Source organism: Tepidiforma thermophila (assembly GCF_002563855.1).
Lineage (GTDB): Bacteria > Chloroflexota > Dehalococcoidia > Tepidiformales > Tepidiformaceae > Tepidiforma > Tepidiforma thermophila.
The window spans coordinates 870,213-886,929 of record NZ_PDJQ01000001.1 but is presented as its reverse complement, the minus strand read 5'-3'; the positions used below and the strand labels follow the sequence as shown (position 1 = coordinate 886,929).

The 16,717-nt window shown below is 70.0% G+C and carries 17 protein-coding genes and 1 riboswitch; of the genes, 7 read left to right on the top strand and 10 right to left on the bottom strand.

What is annotated here, in order from left to right; all coding sequences use genetic code 11:
• Nucleotides 1-26 precede the first annotated feature (26 nt).
• A complete protein-coding gene (locus A9A59_RS04210; protein ID WP_098503086.1) occupies nt 27-950 on the bottom strand; it encodes a cyclase family protein in 924 nt (307 codons plus the stop codon).
• An 86-nt stretch (nt 951-1,036) separates the two neighbouring features.
• Here A9A59_RS04210 and A9A59_RS04205 point away from each other — a divergent pair, with 86 nt between their 5' ends.
• The 4 genes from A9A59_RS04205 (at nt 1,037) to A9A59_RS04190 (ending at nt 5,453) form a co-directional block, all read left to right on the top strand.
• The gene (locus A9A59_RS04205) at nt 1,037-2,311 is read left to right on the top strand and encodes an FAD-dependent oxidoreductase (RefSeq protein WP_106427058.1); all 1,275 of its coding nucleotides are present in this window, start codon (nt 1,037-1,039) and stop codon (nt 2,309-2,311) included.
• A 51-nt stretch (nt 2,312-2,362) separates the two neighbouring features.
• A complete protein-coding gene (locus A9A59_RS04200; protein ID WP_098503084.1) occupies nt 2,363-3,349 on the top strand; it encodes an NAD(P)H-quinone oxidoreductase in 987 nt (328 codons plus the stop codon).
• Between the two features lie 107 nt (nt 3,350-3,456).
• Nucleotides 3,457-3,756: a hypothetical protein gene (locus A9A59_RS04195; RefSeq protein WP_098503083.1), complete on the top strand. Its 300-nt coding sequence runs from the start codon at nt 3,457-3,459 to the stop codon at nt 3,754-3,756.
• Between the two features lie 182 nt (nt 3,757-3,938).
• Nucleotides 3,939-5,453 (top strand): carboxylesterase/lipase family protein, encoded by a 1,515-nt coding sequence (locus tag A9A59_RS04190; RefSeq protein WP_165772491.1) that lies wholly within the window; start codon nt 3,939-3,941, stop codon nt 5,451-5,453.
• Here the strand turns inward: A9A59_RS04190 and A9A59_RS04185 are convergent.
• Nucleotides 5,450-6,034: a DJ-1/PfpI family protein gene (locus A9A59_RS04185; RefSeq protein ID WP_278286785.1), complete on the bottom strand. Its 585-nt coding sequence runs from the start codon at nt 6,032-6,034 to the stop codon at nt 5,450-5,452. The genes A9A59_RS04190 and A9A59_RS04185 overlap by 4 nt on opposite strands.
• Nucleotides 6,035-6,153: 119 nt before the next feature.
• The gene (gene glnA / locus A9A59_RS04180) at nt 6,154-7,599 is read right to left on the bottom strand and encodes a type I glutamate--ammonia ligase (RefSeq protein ID WP_098503081.1); all 1,446 of its coding nucleotides are present in this window, start codon (nt 7,597-7,599) and stop codon (nt 6,154-6,156) included.
• Nucleotides 7,600-7,866: 267 nt separating this feature from the next.
• Between glnA and A9A59_RS04175 the strand changes: the two genes are divergently transcribed.
• A complete protein-coding gene (locus A9A59_RS04175) occupies nt 7,867-9,123 on the top strand; it encodes a M16 family metallopeptidase (RefSeq protein ID WP_165772490.1) in 1,257 nt (418 codons plus the stop codon).
• A gap of 46 nt (nt 9,124-9,169) precedes the next feature.
• Complete coding sequence (locus tag A9A59_RS04170) at nt 9,170-9,643, top strand: hypothetical protein (RefSeq protein ID WP_098503079.1); 474 nt, start codon at nt 9,170-9,172, stop codon at nt 9,641-9,643.
• Nucleotides 9,644-9,651: 8 nt separating this feature from the next.
• Here the strand turns inward: A9A59_RS04170 and A9A59_RS04165 are convergent, their stop codons facing one another.
• The 4 genes from A9A59_RS04165 to A9A59_RS04150 all read right to left on the bottom strand — a co-directional run bounded on the left by A9A59_RS04165 (nt 9,652) and on the right by A9A59_RS04150 (nt 11,888).
• Entirely contained in the window at nt 9,652-10,119 is a 468-nt protein-coding gene (locus tag A9A59_RS04165; protein ID WP_165772489.1) for a DUF2269 family protein, read from the bottom strand.
• Nucleotides 10,120-10,203: 84 nt separating this feature from the next.
• A complete protein-coding gene (locus A9A59_RS04160; protein ID WP_098503077.1) occupies nt 10,204-10,854 on the bottom strand; it encodes a cytidylate kinase-like family protein in 651 nt (216 codons plus the stop codon).
• An 18-nt stretch (nt 10,855-10,872) separates the two neighbouring features.
• On the bottom strand, nt 10,873-11,409 hold the full coding sequence (locus tag A9A59_RS04155) for a hypothetical protein (RefSeq protein ID WP_098503076.1): 537 nt from the start codon (nt 11,407-11,409) through the stop codon (nt 10,873-10,875).
• The gene (locus tag A9A59_RS04150; RefSeq protein WP_098503075.1) at nt 11,406-11,888 is read right to left on the bottom strand and encodes a hypothetical protein; all 483 of its coding nucleotides are present in this window, start codon (nt 11,886-11,888) and stop codon (nt 11,406-11,408) included. Before A9A59_RS04150 ends, A9A59_RS04155 begins: the two co-directional genes overlap by 4 nt.
• 67 nt (nt 11,889-11,955) lie before the next feature.
• A riboswitch (cyclic di-AMP (ydaO/yuaA leader) is annotated at nt 11,956-12,091 on the bottom strand.
• Nucleotides 12,092-12,261: 170 nt separating this feature from the next.
• Between A9A59_RS04150 and A9A59_RS04145 the strand changes: the two genes are divergently transcribed.
• Nucleotides 12,262-13,512, top strand: coding sequence for an NYN domain-containing protein (locus A9A59_RS04145; protein ID WP_165772488.1), 1,251 nt, complete (start codon nt 12,262-12,264; stop codon nt 13,510-13,512).
• A gap of 10 nt (nt 13,513-13,522) precedes the next feature.
• Here the strand turns inward: A9A59_RS04145 and A9A59_RS04140 are convergent, their stop codons facing one another.
• From A9A59_RS04140 to A9A59_RS04130, 3 genes are all read right to left on the bottom strand, one after another.
• Nucleotides 13,523-15,148, bottom strand: coding sequence for a CTP synthase (locus tag A9A59_RS04140; RefSeq protein ID WP_098503073.1), 1,626 nt, complete (start codon nt 15,146-15,148; stop codon nt 13,523-13,525).
• Nucleotides 15,149-15,221: 73 nt separating this feature from the next.
• Entirely contained in the window at nt 15,222-15,683 is a 462-nt protein-coding gene (locus A9A59_RS04135; protein WP_098503072.1) for a SufE family protein, read from the bottom strand.
• Between the two features lie 79 nt (nt 15,684-15,762).
• Nucleotides 15,763-16,632: a sulfurtransferase gene (locus A9A59_RS04130; protein ID WP_098503071.1), complete on the bottom strand. Its 870-nt coding sequence runs from the start codon at nt 16,630-16,632 to the stop codon at nt 15,763-15,765.
• Nucleotides 16,633-16,717: the final 85 nt, after the last annotated feature.

The window sequence follows — 16,717 nt, the reverse complement described above, 5'->3', positions numbered from 1 at the left end:
AGGATGGTAGCGGAGGCGGGGGCTGCTCAGAACAGGGCGATGGGATTGACGGGTGAGCCGGTGCCGCCGCGGACGTTCAGCGGGGCGACGGTGAGCAGGAACTCCCAGCGGCCTTCTTCGCGGCAGGCCTGCGCGAGGGGGTCGAGGTTGGCGTTATCGAGCAGGGGGAGGCCCATGAAGACGATGGCGAGCACGTGGACGGGGCCGCCGGCGCGGGGCGGGTCGTCGAAGATGGCGTAGCCGCTGGGGCGGGCGTCCATCATGTCCCAGCCGAGGAGGGCGACGTCGTGGCGTTTCAGGACGGGGGCCGTGTCGGCGTGGAGGCCGGGGGAGGGCTGGACGCCGGGCGTGCTGCCGGGGTTGGCCGCGTAGAACGCGGTGCGGCCGCTGTAGACGAGGACGGCGTCGCCGGGTTCGAGGGGGGTGCCCTGGGCCTCGGCGGCGGCTTCGAGCTCCCAGCCGCGGACGGGGGCATCGAGGGTGACGTACTCCGTCCCGCGGAAGCGGGGGATATCGAGGAGGACGCCGCGGGTGACGATGCCGTCCTTCCAGGCATCGACGGCACCGGCGCGGGCGCCGAGGGAGGTGACCTCGCTGGCAGGGCGGCCGTTATACATCTGGCCCTGCCAGAAGATGTGGCAGAGGGCATCGATGTGGGTGGTGGCGTAGCCATGGAAGAGGAGGCCGATGTAGTCGACCGAGAAGTCGGCGCCGGTGCGGACCCAGTGCTGGGCCGGGTTCCAGTTGCCGGGGCCGCCGACGGTGTTGAGCGGGTGGGCGATGGAGACGGCCCGGCCGGTGCGGACGAGCGCGGCGGCCCTGCGGCGCTTCTCCGGCGTGATGAGGTTGATGGTGCCGGCGGAGTCCTCCGGGCCCCAGCGGCCCCAGTTTGAACAGAGGTCGAAGTAGCGAGCGACCTCCTCGGGCGTGGGCAGGGGGTGGTCCGGCATGGGGCACCTCGCGGCGTGGCTGTGGGCGGGAGTCTAGCACTGCGCGCCCGAGACAGGCGGCGCACCGGCAGGGCAGAATGCGCGGCATGGACGGAGGGTTCATCGTCGAGCCGGAGCGGCGGGTGCCGGTCATCGCGGAGACCGACGTGCTGGTCGTGGGCGGCGGGGCGGCGGGCATCGCCGCGGCGGTAGCGGCGGCGCGGCAGGGTGCGCGGGCGATGCTGGTGGAGCGGTACGGGTCGCTCGGGGGGCTGGCGACGAACGGGCTGATCATCCTGCTGCTGACGCTGGACGACGGGCGCGGGCGGCAGGTGGTGGCGGGGCTCTGCCAGGAGCTGGTGGACCGGCTGGCGGCGCGCGGGGCCTGCATCGCGCCGCCGCGGGAGGAGTGGGGGTCGCCGGACCCGGCGCTGGTCGAGAAGTACCGCCGGCTGGGGCTCGTATGGGGGAGCGGGCCGCACGTGGTGCGGTATTCGGTGGCGTACGACCCGGAGGAGTTCCGGGTGGAGGCGGACCGGCTGGTGCTCGAGGCGGGGGTCGACCTGCGCTTCCACCGGTGGGCGGTGGGCGTGCGGAAGGAGGGCGGCCGGATCACGCACGTCATCTTCGAATCGAAGGCGGGGCGCGAGGCGGTTGCGTGCGGGGCGGTGGTCGATGCGACGGGCGATGCGGATATCGCCGTGCTGGCGGGCGAGCCGGTGGAGCGGGAGCTGGTGCACCCGTGGCTCTGGTTCCGGACGGCGAACGTGGACGAGGCGGCGGCGGAGGCATCGCCGCTGCGGCCGACGTACTACCGGACGGTGCACCCCGGCGGCTACCTCCACCCGTGGGGCGCGGCCGAGCGGATCAGCAGGGCGATTGACCCGACGAACCCGGACGACCTGACGTATGCGGAGGTCGAGTGCCGGCGGCTGGCGCGGGCGGAGCTGGACCGGCTGCGCGGGCAGGCGGCGGGCTTTGAGCGGGCGTGGCTGGCGGGCTTCGCGGCGACGCTGGGGATTACGGAGTCGCGACGGCTGGTCGGGCGGCACCAGCTGCGCCGGGAGGAGATGGATTGCCACCTGGAGGACGTGGTGGCGGTGACCGGGCACTGGACGAAGTACGGGGCGGTGTACGAGATCCCGTGGCGCTCGCTGACGGCGCAGGGGACGGCGAACCTCGCCGTGGCGGGCCGGTGCATTTCGGTGGACCACCGGGTGCACCATGCGACGAAGGAGATCCCGGCGTGCTTCGCGACGGGCGAGGCGGCGGGGGTAGGCGCGGCGCTCGCGCTGGAGCGGGGATGCGGGCTGGCGGAGGTGGAGCTGCCGGCCCTGCAGGCGCGGCTGCGGGCGGCGGGGGCGTGGCTGCCGGGCCCGTAGCGGCGGGGGTGGCGTAGGATCGGCGGCGACGTTTCGCGCGGGGGAGAAGCGATGAAGGCAGTGGTGATTACGCGGCCGGGCGGGCCGGAGGTGCTGGAGTACCGCGAGGTGCCGGACCCGGTCGCGGGGCCGGAGGACCTGCTCATCCGCGTGCGGGCGACGGCGCTGAACCGGGCCGACCTGCTGCAGCGGATGGGCGGCTACCCGCAGCCGGGCCCCAGGCCGGCGTTCGAGATTCCCGGGCTGGAGTATGCGGGCGAGGTGATCGCGGTGGGCGAGCGGGTCGAGGGCTTCGCCGTGGGCGACCGGGTGATGGGGCTGCTGGCGGGCGGGGGCTATGCCGAGCTGGTGGCGACGCACTACCGGCTGGCGGTGAAGGTGCCCGACGTCCTCTCGTGGGAGGAGGCTGGCGCGACACCGGAGGTGTTCATCACCGCGCATGATGCGCTGCTGCAGTGCGGGCTCGTGGCCGGGGAGCGGGTGCTCATCCATGCGGCGGGGAGCGGGGTCGGCGTGGCGGCGATCCAGATCGCGAAGGTGATGGGCGCTTCGCTGGTGGCCGGCACGGCGGGCAGCGCGGAGAAGCTGGCGCGGGCAGCGGAGCTGGGGCTCGACCTCGGGATCAACTACCGGGAGCAGGACTTCGCCGAGGAGGTGCTGCGGGCCACGGAAGGGAAGGGGGTGGATGTGATTCTCGACGTGATTGGGGCGGAGTACTGGGAGCGGAACCTGCGGGCGCTGGCCGTGAAGGGGCGGATGGTGGTCGTGGGGCTGATGGGCGGTACGGGAGCGAGCACGAACCTCGGGGTGCTGCTGCAGAAGCGGCTGCAGGTGCGGGGGACGACGCTGCGCGCGCGGCCGATGGAGGAGAAGGCGGCAGCCACGCGGGCGTTTGAGAAGAGCGTGCTGCCGCACATCGCGAGCGGGCGGGTGAAGGTGGTGATCGACCGGGTGTACGCGCTGCGGGATGCGGCCGAGGCGCACGCGTACATGGCCACCAATGCGAACTTCGGGAAGATCGTGCTGGTTGCGGAGTGACGGAGTTGACGCGTTCATGCCGTTCGGGCTAGGGTGCGGCTAACCGCAGCGGCTTTCGCTTCCGAATGCCGCTCGGAATTTTGAGTGCGCACCAAGGAGCAAGCACGATGGCCGTAGACGGCACCTGGAATATCACGCTTTCGACGCCGATGGGCGAGCGCCCGGCGCAGCTGACGCTGAAGACCGACGGGAACGCGCTGAGCGGCACCTTCGGGAGCGAGCGGGGCTCGCAGGAGTTCTCGGGCGGGACGGTCGACGGGAACAACGTGAGCTGGAAGACGATGTTCAACGGCGCGATGGGGCCGATGGAGCTGACCTTCAGCGGCACGGTCGACGGCGACACGATCGGCGGGACCGTGCAGTTCGGGGCGTTCGGCTCCGGGACCTGGAAGGGCACCCGGGCATAGGTCCGGATCTGAAGTGACGGGGACGGCGGGCGCCGTCCCCGTTGTGTTTCGGTTCCCGGGCTGGCGCGACGCCCCGGCTTCAACCGGATTTTTGCGGAAGTTCATCGATTTCTTGACAGCGCAACCACATCGCGCGGGTGCCGGATAGAATGCCGGGCAATTTCGACAGGGGAGCCGCAGGCATGCCGGTCGTGGAGACCAGTTTCGGGCGGCTGCAGGGCGTTCCGCGGGAGGGCCATGCCGCGTTCCTTGGTGTGCCGTATGGGGCGGCGCCGATCGGGCCGCTCCGGTGGAAGGCGCCGATGCCGCCCATTGCGTGGCCGGGCACACGGCCCGCGACCCGGCCCGGGCCGGCAGCGCGGCAGACCGGGCATCCGATCCCGGGCTTTGCTGCGAGCGGCCCGCAGAGCGAGGACTGCCTGTACCTGAACATCTTTACGCCGGCGTGCGACAGCGGGCGGCGGCCCGTGCTGTTCTGGATTCACGGCGGCGGGTTCACGCACGGGAGCGGCGCGGAGGCGCTCTACGACGGCGGGCCGCTGGCGCGGCGCGGCGACGTCGTGGTGGTGACGATCAACTACCGGCTGGGGGCGTTCGGCTACCTGCATCCTTCCACCCGGGTGCCCGGGCGCGGGCTGGCGAACAACTGCGGCCAGCTCGACGCGGTCGCGGCGCTGCGGTGGGTCCATGAGCACATTGCGGCCTTTGGCGGCGACCCGGGGAACGTCACGATTTTCGGCGAATCGGCGGGGGCGGCATCGGTCGGGACGCTGCTGGCGATGCCGGCCGCGAGGGGGCTGTTCCACAAAGCGATCCTGCAGAGCGGGGCCGGGCGGGCGATGGACGCCGCGGGCGCGGGGCAGGTGGTCGACCGGGTCGTCGAGGCGGCGGGGCTGCCGTCAGCGGAGGGGCTGCTCACGGTCGATGCCGACCGGCTGCTGGAGGCCCAGGCGAAGGTCGCGGCGAGCCGGGGGTTCGGCACGCTGCTGTTCGCGCCGATGGTGGACGGGGAGACGCTGCCGGTGCAGCCGTTCGAGGCGGTGCGGGCGGGGGCGGCGGCCGGCATCCCGGTGCTGATCGGGACGAACCGGGATGAGGTGAAGCTGTTCACGGCCCTGCAGGAGCGGGCGCCGCTGGACGATGCCGGGCTGGAGCGGGCGGTCGGGGGGATGTTCCCGGGCGCGGGCAGCGAGGCCGTGCGGACGGCGATTGCTGCGGTGCGGGAGAGCCGGAGGCGGCGCGGGCTGCCGGCGGAGAACCTGGACGTGCTGGACGCCATCTCGTCGGAGGGGATGTTCCGGGCGAACGCGCAGCGGCTGGCGCTGGCGCAGCGGGCGCATGAGACCAGGACGTACGTGTACCTGTTCACCTACGCCTCGCCGGCGCGGCGGGGCGCGCTTGGGGCGTGCCACGCGCTGGAGATGCCGTTTGTGTTCGGGACGCTGGGCTCGCCGGGGCAGGACCGTTTCGCCGGAACGGGCCCGGAGGTTGAGCGGCTCTCGGCGAACATGATGGACGCGTGGATTGCGTTTGCGCGGACGGGCGACCCCTCGCACCCGGGCATCGGGCGGTGGGAGCCGTACGACGAAGCGACGCGGCCGACGATGGTGTTCGACGCGGAGAGCCGGCTGGAGCGGGACCCGTACGGGGAGGAGCGGCTTGCGGCGGAGGCGCTGCTGGGGGCGGCGGCCGGTTAGTCCCAGGGCTCCGGGTAATACTCGGCGGCGTCGCGGACGGCGCGGGCGAGATCGTCGTCCCAGAGGCGGTGGATGAGGTAGAGCGCCATATCGATGCCCGCGGAGACGCCGGCGGCCGTAATGATGTCGCCTTCATCGACGTAGCGGGCGCCCTCGACGAGGGTAACCCGGGGATTCCGGGCAAGGATCGGGAGCCCGACCCGATGGGTGACGGCCCGGCGGCCATCGAGGAGGCCGGCACGCTCGAGGACGAGGGCGCCGGTGCAGACACACGCCAGCACTGCGGCGTGGGAGCGAAGGCGTTCGATGGTGCGGAGCATGGCCGGGTTGTCCCGCTCGCGGCGGGTGCCAATTCCGCCGGGGATGATGACGACATCGGCGGCCGGAGCATCGTCGAAGGTGCAATCCGGGAGGACGCGGAGCCCTTTGGCGCAGGTGACGACGGCGCCGGTTTCGCTGGCGGTGTAACAGCGGACTTCACCGGGGCGGAGTTCGCCGGCAAGCGTGAACATCTCCCATGGGCCGACGAAATCGAGTTCTTCGGCGCCGTCGAAAAGCAGGAAGGCGATGGTGCGCTGCACGTGCGGTCTCCGGGAGCTTGTGAACCAGGGAACAGTAGCAGCCGGCGCGGCTGAAGAAAAACGGCGGCGCCCCGGTGCGGGGCGCCGCCGTGGTGCGGCTGGAAGGCGGGGCGGGCCGCCTACGCGTCGAAGTAGAGTTCGAACTCGTAGGGGTGGGGGCGCATGCGGATGGGGTCGACCTCGTTTTCGTACTTGTAGGCGATCCAGGTCTCGAGGACGTCCTCGGTGAAGACGCCGCCCTTGAGGAGGAACTCGTGGTCTTCTTCGAGGGCGCGGAGGGAGCCATCGAGCGACTGGGCGACGGTGGGGATATTGGCGAGCTCTTCGGGGCTGAGGTCGAAGAGGTTGATTTTGTCGAGCGGCTCGCCGGGGTCCCACTCGTTGATGATGCCGTCGAGGCCGGCCATGAGGATGGCCGCGAAGGTGAGGTAGGGGTTGCCGGAGGGGTCCGGCGGGCGGAATTCGACGCGCTTCTGGCGCGGGTCGGGACTGACGAGGGGGATGCGGCAGGCCGCGGAGCGGTTGCGGGCGGAGTAGACGAGGTTGACGGGGGCTTCGTAACCGGGGACGAGGCGCTTGTAGCTGTTGGTGGTGGGGGCGGCGATGGCCATGAGGGCGCGCCCGTGGCGGATGAGGCCGGCGATGTAGTGCTTGCACATCTTCGAGATGCCGGCGTACTCCTCGCCCGCGAAGAGGTTGATGCCGTTCTTCCAGATGGAGAGGTGGGTGTGCATGCCGGAGCCGTTATCGCCGAAAAGCGGCTTGGGCATGAAGGTCGCGACTTTGCCGTTGCGGCGGGCGACGTTCTTCACGATGTACTTGTAGAGGAGGGCCTTATCGCCCATGCGGGTGAGGGTATCGAACCGCATGTCGATTTCGGCCTGGCCGGCGGTGGCGACTTCGTGGTGGTGAAGTTCGACCTGGATGCCGCACTCCTCCATGACCTCGACCATCTCGTTGCGGATGTCGGTGAGGGTGTCGTGCGGGGCGACGGGGAAGTAGCCGCCTTTGACGCGTGGGCGGTAGCCCTGGTTGAGGTCGCCGCGGAGGGTCGCTTCGGCGTTGCTGTTCCAGATGCCTTCGTCGGAGTCGACGATGTAGGAGGCGGCGTGCATCTGGTTGGCGAAGCGGACCTCATCAAAGATGAAGAACTCGAGTTCGGGGCCGATGTAGACGGTATCGCCGACACCGGTTTCGCGGAGGTACTGCTCAGCCTTCTGGGCGATGTGGCGGGCATCGCGGGTGTAGGGCTGCCGGGTGACGGGGTCTTCGACGTTGGCGATGACGGAGAGGGTGGGGACTTCGATGAAGGGGTCGATGAATGCAGTGTCCGGGTCGGGGATGAGGAGCATGTCGGACTCCTCGATCTTCTGGAAGCCGCGGATGGAGGAGCCGTCGAAGCCGTAGCCGGTGCGCCAGGGGGAGCGGTTGTAGTCGGTCCAGTCGTTCAGTTCGCGGATGGGGCGGGTGATGTGCTGCCACTGGCCGAACAGGTCGACGAATTTGACGTCGACGAAGCGGACGCCGTTCTGTTCGCAGTAGGCTTTGATTTCTTCGGGGGTCATCGCACTCCTCGGGGTGATGGTCGGCGGGTCTTCCGATTGTCGCCCGGGCGCCGGCTACGGCCACGCGCAGCGAGGGGCTGCGATATGAAGCTTCTGTTTCGGCGCCGGGGCGAAAGCCGGGAGGCCCTGCGTGTCGGTTGCAGGGTAGGGAGCCGGGGTTTCGTGCGAATTGCACCGGTGTTACGAACAGGTTTCGCGGGCGGTTCGCGGGAAGCGGGCGCGGCGCGTAGGATCGGGGCTGGTGCCCGGGCGGGCACGGGAGTGTCGATGCATCAGCGAACGGTTCTCGAAAACGGCCTGCGCGTGGTGACGGCCGAGCTGCCGCACACGCGCTCGGCGACGGTAAGCGTCTATGTCGGAGCGGGCAGCCGGTATGAGCGTGACGAGGAGGCGGGGCTTTCGCACTTCCTTGAGCACATGCTCTTCAAGGGGGCATCGCGGCGGCCGACGGCGCGGGAGATTTCGGAAGCGATCGAGTCGGTCGGCGGGGTGCACAATGCGGCGACGGACCGGGAGGCGACGCTGTACTACGCGAAGGTGCCGCACACGGCTGCGCTGACGGTGGTCGACATCCTCGCGGACATGGTGACGGAGCCGGTGATGGACCCGGCCGAGCTGGAGAAAGAGCGGGCGGTGATCCTGGAGGAGCTGGCAGGGGTGGAGGACAGCCCGGCGGAGCTGAGCGCGATCCTGGTGGATGAGACGCTCTGGCCGGGGCAGCCGCTGGGGCGGGAGATCGGCGGGACGCCGGAGAGCGTGAAGGCGCTGCCGCTGGAGGCGGTGGTGCGGTACTTCCGGAGGCAGTACGTGCCGGGGAACATGGTGCTCGCGGTGGCGGGGAATGTGCGCCATGCGGAGGTGGTGGCGGCAGCAGAGCAGTGGCTCGGGGCCCTTGCGCCGGCCGAGCCGGGGCCGTGGTACCCGGTGGTGCCGCGCAACGGGGCGCCGCGGGTGCGGGTGCGGGAGAAGGCGACGGAGCAGGCGCACCTCTGCTTCGCGTTCCCGAGCGTGCCCCTCGACAGCGACCGGCGGTTTGCGGTGAGTTTGCTGAACATGCTCCTCGGCGAGGGGATGTCGAGCCGGCTGTTCCTTGAGCTGCGGGAGGAGCGGGCGCTCGTGTACGACATCCACAGCTACACGAGCGAGTTCCGGGATGCGGGTTCGCTGACGATTTACGCGGGGTGCGACCCGGAGAACGCGCGGGTGACGGCGGAGGCGACGATTGAGGAGACGGTGAAGCTGCTTAAGGGCGTGCCGCCGGCCGAGCTGCAGAAGGCGAAAGAGATGGCGAAGGGGCGGATCCAGCTGCGGATGGAGGACACCCGCTCGGTGGCGGGGTGGCTGGGGTCGCAGGAGCTGCTGCGGGGGAAGGTGCTGACGGTGGACGAGGTGGTGGCGCGGTTCGATGCTGTGACGCTGGACGAGCTGCTGGACGTTGGGCGGGAGGTGCTGGACCCGGGGAAGGCGGTGCTGGCCGCGGTCGGGCCGATCGACGAGGGGACGTTCGCGGGGATCCTGTCCTGAGGCGGGCCGGTTCGACAGGCGGGCTGGCCAGGGGCAGAATCGCGGTATGCGCCAGGCGTACTTCGGGCGGCCGCAGGCGGGTTTTACGCCGGGCGGCGCACACGTGGCGGTGTACCTTGTGCCGGTGTTTGAGGGCCGGCTGACGGTCTTCGAGGTGACGGCCCCGGGTGTGCGTGGGCGATGGCTGCCGTGGACGGTGATGGAGTACGGGGCGAACCCGTACGAGACGGCGGCAGCGCTGGCCGATGACTGGTGCGACGGGGCGATTTCAGCGCTCGAAGTTGCCGATGTGCTGAGCTTCCCCTTCGATGCCGACGGCTGGGAGCTGGCGCTGGTGTACCGGGCGGAGCTGACAGGGCTTCCGCCGGGCGATGCGCACCGCAGGCCGGTGCTGTTTGCACCGGGCGAGGCGGACGCGATCGGGCCGTTCGACCCGGTAGACCTGCTGCGGTGGGTGGAGCGGAGCCCGGCATGCGACCCGGGGTCGGCGAGGCCGGGCAGCGAGCCGCTGGTGTTCTGACCGGGGCGCTAGAACGGTTTGAAGACGGCGAGCCAGGCGAGGAGCGGGACGCTCAGGACGAGGATGGTGCCGAAGACGATGGGGACGCGGTCTTCGAGGACCTGGCGGAGTTCTTCGGTCTCTTCGCCTTTTTTCTGGGCGACCAGGGCGGCGAGCCTGGCCCTCCGGAGCCCGAAGCCGAGCAGGGGCAGGCAGACGAAGTAGAAGAAGATGTAGAGCAGGGTGAGGATGCCGAGCCAGGCGTCTTTGATGAAGTTGTACTCAGCGGCGACGGCCCAGAAGAAGCCGGTGATGCCGCTGGCCATGGCGCCGGGCAGGAGGACCCGGGTTTCGTTGTTGGCGGCTTCGATGAGGAGGGTGGCGCGGGTGCGGAGCTCTTTGGTTGCCCAGGCGCGGAGGATGAGAGGGTAGGTGGCGCCCAGGCCGGCGCCGAGCCAGATAAGGGAGAGGACATGGACGATGCGCCACCAGTCCAAGGGGGCCTCCGGAACAGCAGCTGGGGTGCGAAGCGGTGTGCTTCGCACCCCAGACTAGGCACAGCCAGTGACTGGGTCGAGCGTTCAGGCGGGGACCGGGTTCCGCAGCTCCACGGCGGAGAGGATGACGCGGGCGGCGGCTTCCGGCGCGAGCCGGTCGGTGGAGACGGTGAGGTCGTAGCTGGCGGGGTCGAGCCATTCGGCCCCGAAGTATTCACGGAAGTAGGCGACGCGCTCGCGGTCGGTGCGCTGGACAAGGGCGCGGGCGGCGGTTTCGTCGAGCCGCGCCTGCGCCATGAGGCGGCGGACGCGCGCGGCTTCGCTGCCGGTGATGAAGACGCGGAGGACGTCGGGCCGGGCCCTGAGCATGAACTGGGCACCGTGGCCGAGGAAGACGACGCGGCCGTGATTCGCGAAGTCTTCGACGACGTCCTGGATGAGCTGGCGATAGTCGGCGGAGGTGAGGATGGGGGTGGCGTCGATGTTGAGCGGCTCGCCCCACTGCAGCGAGGCCGCGGAAGGGGTGCGGGCGAGCGCTTCGATGATGCGTGCGAAGAAGGATGGACGGCGCTCGGCCTCGGCGATGGTCTCGGGGGAGACGCCGGCTTCGAGCGCGGCTTCCTGGACGATGCGGTAGTCGAGGAGGCGGTAGCCGAGCCGCTCGGCGACGATGGCGGCGACCTCTTCGCCGCCGGTGCCGACCTGGCGGGCGATGGTGATGGCGGATATGGTCATCGGCCGGCTCCTTTCGGGTTAGTCGACGACGGTGAGTTCGGAGGGGCTGGTGGCGGCGATGGTGAGGATGCCGCCGATTTCTTCGATGGTGCCGCGGACGCAGATGTCGCGGTTGGCGAAGCCGAGGAGCGGATCGGCCGGGAAGTTCTGGCGGCTGCCGGATGGGACGATGACCTCGACGCGGAGGAGGGCATCGAAGGGGGCGCCAACGGCGAGGACGGCATCGCTGTTGCGGTCCATGACGCCGAAGACGCGGCCCTGGAGTTCGACCTGCTGGCCCCGGTTGAGGCGGGCCTGGAGGGGTGTGATGGGGTTGGTGCAGGTGAAAGTGGGCGTAAAGACGACCGGCGTCGGGGTGGCGGCCGGGGTGGTTGCCGCGGGTGTGGGCGACGCGCCCGGGGTTGCGGCGGTAGGCGAGGCAGCGGCCGGGGTCTCGGTGCTGCCGGGCGTGGGTGTCGGGTCATCGTTGTCATCGCCGCCGCAGGCTGCGAAGGCAAGGCTGGCGGCGAGGACGGCGGCGGCCCCGGCGGCGCGAGCGCCGCGGGGGATCCTCATGACGCCGCCTCGAGGGTGCGGCGCCCCGGGATGGCGACGGCCGGCGCGAGGGCCGGAGAGAGCCGGTGGACGGGCCAGAGGAGCGTTCCGTGGGTGAACTCGGCGGTGGAGGGATGGAACTCGACCGGGCCGGCGCTGCCGCAATCGACGGCGATTTCGCCGCTCAGCTCGCGAATGACGGCACGGAGCTCGTCGAAGCGGACGACGCGGAGGGAGACGGCCGGTGATTCGGGCGCCGTGTGGGCGAAGACGCCGGTCTGGGGGTGGGGCTGGACGTTGCCGTCTACGGGGAGATGGACCTCGCAGAGGAGGTCGGACCTGACGCGGATGAAGGGGAGGCCGACGATCCGCTCGCCGGAGACGAGCGCCCAGGAGCGGAGCCTGGTTGCGGCCTCGCGGATGCGGGCCAGGTTGAGCTCGGTTTCGCGGTAGACGGTCTTGCGGGGAAGGATGGTGGACGGGGAGATGGCGTACTGCACTGCGCGTACCTCCTGTGTGCTGGCGGCGGGCGGGAGGGCCCGCCTGGTTCCGGGTCGCAGAGGAGGCAGAGGCTCCTCCGAACGCCTACGGGGTTAGCTGACGGGTTCGGCGTCGGAAGTCGCCGTCCTTCGCTGTGGAAGGATGCACCCCAGGTGATGGGTCCCCCGTTCCCGGCGCGGCCGGGATTCGGCTCGTTCACACTACCACATTCGGAGCGGCCGTGCGCGTCGACACGGAAAAATGCGGGGGAATGCGGATGGGCGGCGGGGGAGCGGGTGGGGCCGGATGCGGGCTTGCGGTTGCGGCGGGGCCGGGGGCTGCCGGGAGGCACGGTGCACAGCGGGCGGCGGGAAGTTCGGCTACGATCGCGGCATGCGGGATGGCGGAAATGGGCCCGGGCACGATGACGTCGCGCTGCTCGTCGACTGGGAGAACCTGAAGTTCAGCCTGATGCAGCGGAACCGTCGTCCGAATGTGACGGCGCTGCGGGAGGCGGCGGAGCGGTTCGGGCGGGTGGCCTACGCGCGGGCGTACGCGGACTGGATGGACCCGGTCCAGGCGGGCGACCCGGCGTCGCTGTATACGGCGGGGCTGGAGCCGGTGTACGTGCTCACCCGGCGGTACACGACGGCGGAGGGCGAGGCGCGCATCCAGAACTCGGTCGATGTGAAGCTGGCGGTCGACTGCGTGGAGGCGAGCCACCTCTACCCGAACATCGGGACGTTTGTGATCGCCTCGGGCGACCACAGCTTCTTCCACGTCGTGATGCTGCTGCGGGCGCGGGGAAAGCGGGTGGTGGTGATCGGGGTGTCGTGGGCGACCTCGGCGCAGCTCGTGCAGCAGGCCGACGTGGTGCTGTACTACGACCTCGACGTGGAGCCGGAGGTCGACCGTGCTGCTGCAACGCCGGTGAGGGAGCCGGCGGCGGTGGAGAAGATCGAGCCGCGGCTGGCCGCGGCGGCGGCGCGGGCGCTGGAGCTGGCGCAGGCGAAGGGGCCGGTCTCGGCGGAGCCGCGGGAGGTCGCCGAGGTGCTGAAGCAGATCCTCGCGATTGTGGAGGACTTCCGGACGAACGGGCGCGACCTGCCGCTTTCGCTGGTGGGGCAGGAGCTGCAGAAGCGGATGCCGCAGGCGGACTTCCAGCGGCTGGCGCGCGGCCGGGCGGGCGACTTCGCGCGGGCGCTGCACGAGAGCGGGCTGCTGATGATGGTGAACGCGGACTTTACGGACTGGCTGTTCCTGCCGAATGAGCGGACGGAGGCGATCGAGCGGCCGCGGAACGTGGGGCAGGAGCTGGCGAAGTACGACTACGCCAAATTCAACTACAACGACCTGACCGAGGAGCAGCGGCGGGCGGTGATCGTGGCGATCCACGACGAGCGGAACAAGCCGGGGGTCGGGTGGCTGACGTTCAACCGGATCGTGGACACGCTGAAGCCGGTGGTGCGGCGCGAGGAGTCGGACGTGAAGAACCTCGTGAACAGCATGCTCTCGTGGGGTGTGCTGCGGGTCGGCGAGGAGCGGACGGGGCATTCGCCGGAGACGGGGCAGACGTACCAGTACAAGACGTTCGAGCTGGATTTGCAGAACCCGGACGTGCGCCGGGCGCTGCACCTGGAGTAGGCGCGGGCGCTCAGGCGGTGGCGGGGGCGGCGGCGCCGGCGGCCCGCCGGGCGAGGGCGGCGGCGATGAACTCGCGGAAGAGCGGATGGGGGCGGTTCGGCCGGCTCTGGAGTTCGGGGTGGAACTGGGTGCCGAGCATGAAGGGGTGGCCAGAGATTTCGGAGATTTCGACGAGCGAGCCATCGGGGGAGGTGCCGCTCACGCGGAGGCCTTCGGCTTCGAGGCGGGCGCGGTAGGCGTTGTTGAACTCCCACCGGTGGCGGTGGCGCTCGCGGACGAGGTCGGTGCCGTAGGCGCGGCGGGCGAGGCTGCCGGGAAGGAGGCGGCAGGGGTAGGCGCCGAGGCGCATGGTGCCGCCGAGGTTGACGACGGCGTGCTGCTCTTCGAGGAGGCTGATGACGGGGTGGGGTGTTTCGGGGTCGAACTCGGTGCTGTTGGCGCCGACGAGGCCGCAGGCGTGGCGGGCGAATTCGGTGACGAGGGCCTGCATGCCGAGGCAGAGGCCGAGGTAGGGCGTGCCGGTGGTGCGGGCGTATTCGGCGGCGCGGATTTTGCCTTCCCAGCCGCGTTCGCCGAAGCCGCCGGGGACGACGATGCCGTCGACGCCGGCGAGGAGGTCGGCCGGGTCGCGGGTTTCGAGGGCCTCGGCGGGAACCCAGCGGATGGCGACCTCGGCCTCGTGGGCGATGCCGGCGTGGACGAGGGCCTCTTTGACGGAGATGTAGGCATCGCGGAGTTCGACGTACTTGCCGACGACGGCGACTTCTGCGGCCCGGCGCGGGTGCTTGAGGCGGTAGACGAGGTCGCGCCATTCGGCGAGGTCGCGCTGGCCTTCGAGGCCGAGGCGGTCGAGGACGAAGTCGCCGAGGCCGCGTTCTTCGAGGGTGATGGGGACTTCGTAGATGGTGTCGGCCGTCTCCATGGGGATGACGGCGCGGGGCTCGACGTCGCAGAAAAGGGCGACCTTATCGGTGATGTCGCGGGGAACGGGGTGGTCGGCGCGGAGGACGATGGCGTCGGGCTGGATGCCCTTGGAGCGGAGTTCGCGGACGGAGTGCTGGGTGGGCTTGGTCTTCAGTTCACCGGTGGCGCCGACCCAGGGGAGGAAGCAGACGTGGACGCTGAGGGTGGCATCGCGGGGCTGTTCGTGACGGATCTGGCGGATGGCTTCGATGAAGGTTTCGCCTTCGATATCGCCGACGGTGCCGCCGACTTCGCAGATGAGGACGTCGCAGCCGGTCTGCTCGGCGACGCCATAGATGCGGGCTTTGATTTCGTTGGTGAGGTGGGGGACCTGCTGGATGGTGCCGCCGAGGTAGTCGCCGCGGCGTTCGCGTTCGAGGACGGCAAGGTAGACCTGGCCGGAGGTGACGGAGGAGGCGGCGGTGAGGTCCTGGTCGATGAAGCGTTCGTAGTGGCCGAGGTCGAGGTCGGTTTCGGCGCCGTCGACGGTGACGAACACCTCCCCGTGCTGGTAGGGGGACATGGTGCCGGGGTCGACGTTGAGGTAGGGGTCGAGCTTCTGGATGGAGACTTTGATGCCGCGGGATTTGAGGATTCGGCCGAGGCTGGCGGTGGTGATGCCTTTGCCGACTGAGCTGACGACGCCGCCGGTGACGAATATGTACTTCGGCATGGCCTCCTGCGTCCCGCGGTTTGTTCGATGCTACGGTGCGGGGTGGGCGCGGTCAACGAACATTTGTGTTACGTCACGCTGAGCCGGACTGTGCGGCGCGGGCGGCGAGGCGCTGGCGGGCGAAGGCGGTCACCATATCGGCGATGCCCATGAGGCCCATGCCTTTGCCCATGGAGACCTCTTTGCCGAAGACGGTGAAGACGCTGTCGCAGGGGACGGCGGCGACCTCTTCGAGCGGCTGCCCGGAGAGGGTCTCATCGAGGATGACGGCCCAGGCCTTGGCGGAGAGGCCCTGCGGGTTTTCGACGGCGAAGTGGAACTTCAGGGTGCCGTCGGGCAGGTCTTCGGCCCAGACGTAGGCATCGGATTCGCACTTCTGGACGTGGTGTTCTTCGGGGAAGGGGCGGGTTGCGATCCGCTCGGGAACCTCTTTGAAGCGGTCGGCGTACTCGATGAGCATCTCGATCCGCTCCTGGCGGTCGGCGAAGGCGAAGTCGTCGATGACCTGCTGGAAGGCTTTGGGGGGCTGGGCCATGGGGGTGCTCCGGGAGGGCGTGCGGCGGGCAGACGGGCCGCCCGCCGCACGGGTGCTTCACCAACCAGCGTAGCGGAGTTCAGCGCTCGATGGGGACGCCGACGGAGTTGCCCCACTCGGTCCAGGAGCCGTCGTAGTTGCGGACGTTGGGGTAGCCGAGGAGGTACTTGAGGACGAACCAGGTGTGGGAGCTGCGTTCGCCGATGCGGCAGTAGGCGATGACCTCGTCGTTGGGGGTGAGGCCGGCTTCCTGCTCGTAGATCGCCTTGAGCTCGGCGGCGGACTTGAAGGTGCCGTCTTCGGGGTTGGCTGCGCGGGCCCAGGGGACGTTCTTCGCCCCGGGGATGTGGCCGCCGCGGAGGACACCCTCCTGGGGGTATTCGGGCATGTGGGTGCGCTCGCCGGTGTACTCCTGGGGGCTGCGGACGTCGACGAGTTTGACGCCGGTGCCGAGCTTCTTGAGGACTTCGTCGCGGAAGATGCGGATTTTGGTGTCGTCGCGCTCGGGCGCGCGGTACTCGGTGGGCGGGTAGGTGGGGACGTCTTTCACGAGCGGCCGGCCTTCCTTCTCCCACTTCAGGCGGCCGCCGTCCATGACCCTTGCGTTGGTGTGGCCGAAGAGCTGGAAGACCCAGAAGGCGTAGCAGGCCCACCAGTTGTTCTTGTCGCCGTAGAAGACGACGGTGGTTTCGGGGGTGACGCCGATGCGGCTCATGAGCTTTTCGAAGCCGGCGCGGTCGAGGTAGTCGCGGCGGAGGGGGTCGTTGAGATCAGCGGCCCAGTCGACCTGGACGGCGCCGGGGATGTGGCCGGAGGGGTAGAGGAGGGGGTCTTCGTTCGATTCGATGATGCGGACGGAGGGGTCGTTGAGGTGCTGGGCGACCCATTCGGTTGAGACGAGGACTTCGGGATGAGCGTAACCGCGAGTAGCGATTTCGGGGTCGGTCATGGGGATGCTCCGTTCAGTTCGGGGGAAGATTGCGGCAGGGCCGCGAGGCTGATTGTAGCCCGGCCAGTTCAGAAAGTCGAGCGAT

Coding starts and splice junctions, on each gene's coding strand:
- A9A59_RS04195 (WP_098503083.1), top strand. CDS start 3,457: ATGGCCGTAGACGGCACCTGGAATATCACGCTTTCGACGCCGATGGGC.
- A9A59_RS04130 (WP_098503071.1), bottom strand. CDS start 16,632: ATGACCGACCCCGAAATCGCTACTCGCGGTTACGCTCATCCCGAAGTC.
- A9A59_RS04190 (WP_165772491.1), top strand. CDS start 3,939: ATGCCGGTCGTGGAGACCAGTTTCGGGCGGCTGCAGGGCGTTCCGCGG.
- A9A59_RS04135 (WP_098503072.1), bottom strand. CDS start 15,683: ATGGCCCAGCCCCCCAAAGCCTTCCAGCAGGTCATCGACGACTTCGCC.
- A9A59_RS04160 (WP_098503077.1), bottom strand. CDS start 10,854: ATGACCATATCCGCCATCACCATCGCCCGCCAGGTCGGCACCGGCGGC.
- A9A59_RS04200 (WP_098503084.1), top strand. CDS start 2,363: ATGAAGGCAGTGGTGATTACGCGGCCGGGCGGGCCGGAGGTGCTGGAG.
- A9A59_RS04210 (WP_098503086.1), bottom strand. CDS start 950: ATGCCGGACCACCCCCTGCCCACGCCCGAGGAGGTCGCTCGCTACTTC.
- A9A59_RS04205 (WP_106427058.1), top strand. CDS start 1,037: ATGGACGGAGGGTTCATCGTCGAGCCGGAGCGGCGGGTGCCGGTCATC.
- A9A59_RS04170 (WP_098503079.1), top strand. CDS start 9,170: ATGCGCCAGGCGTACTTCGGGCGGCCGCAGGCGGGTTTTACGCCGGGC.
- A9A59_RS04155 (WP_098503076.1), bottom strand. CDS start 11,409: ATGAGGATCCCCCGCGGCGCTCGCGCCGCCGGGGCCGCCGCCGTCCTC.
- A9A59_RS04140 (WP_098503073.1), bottom strand. CDS start 15,148: ATGCCGAAGTACATATTCGTCACCGGCGGCGTCGTCAGCTCAGTCGGC.
- glnA (WP_098503081.1), bottom strand. CDS start 7,599: ATGACCCCCGAAGAAATCAAAGCCTACTGCGAACAGAACGGCGTCCGC.
- A9A59_RS04175 (WP_165772490.1), top strand. CDS start 7,867: ATGCATCAGCGAACGGTTCTCGAAAACGGCCTGCGCGTGGTGACGGCC.
- A9A59_RS04145 (WP_165772488.1), top strand. CDS start 12,262: ATGCGGGATGGCGGAAATGGGCCCGGGCACGATGACGTCGCGCTGCTC.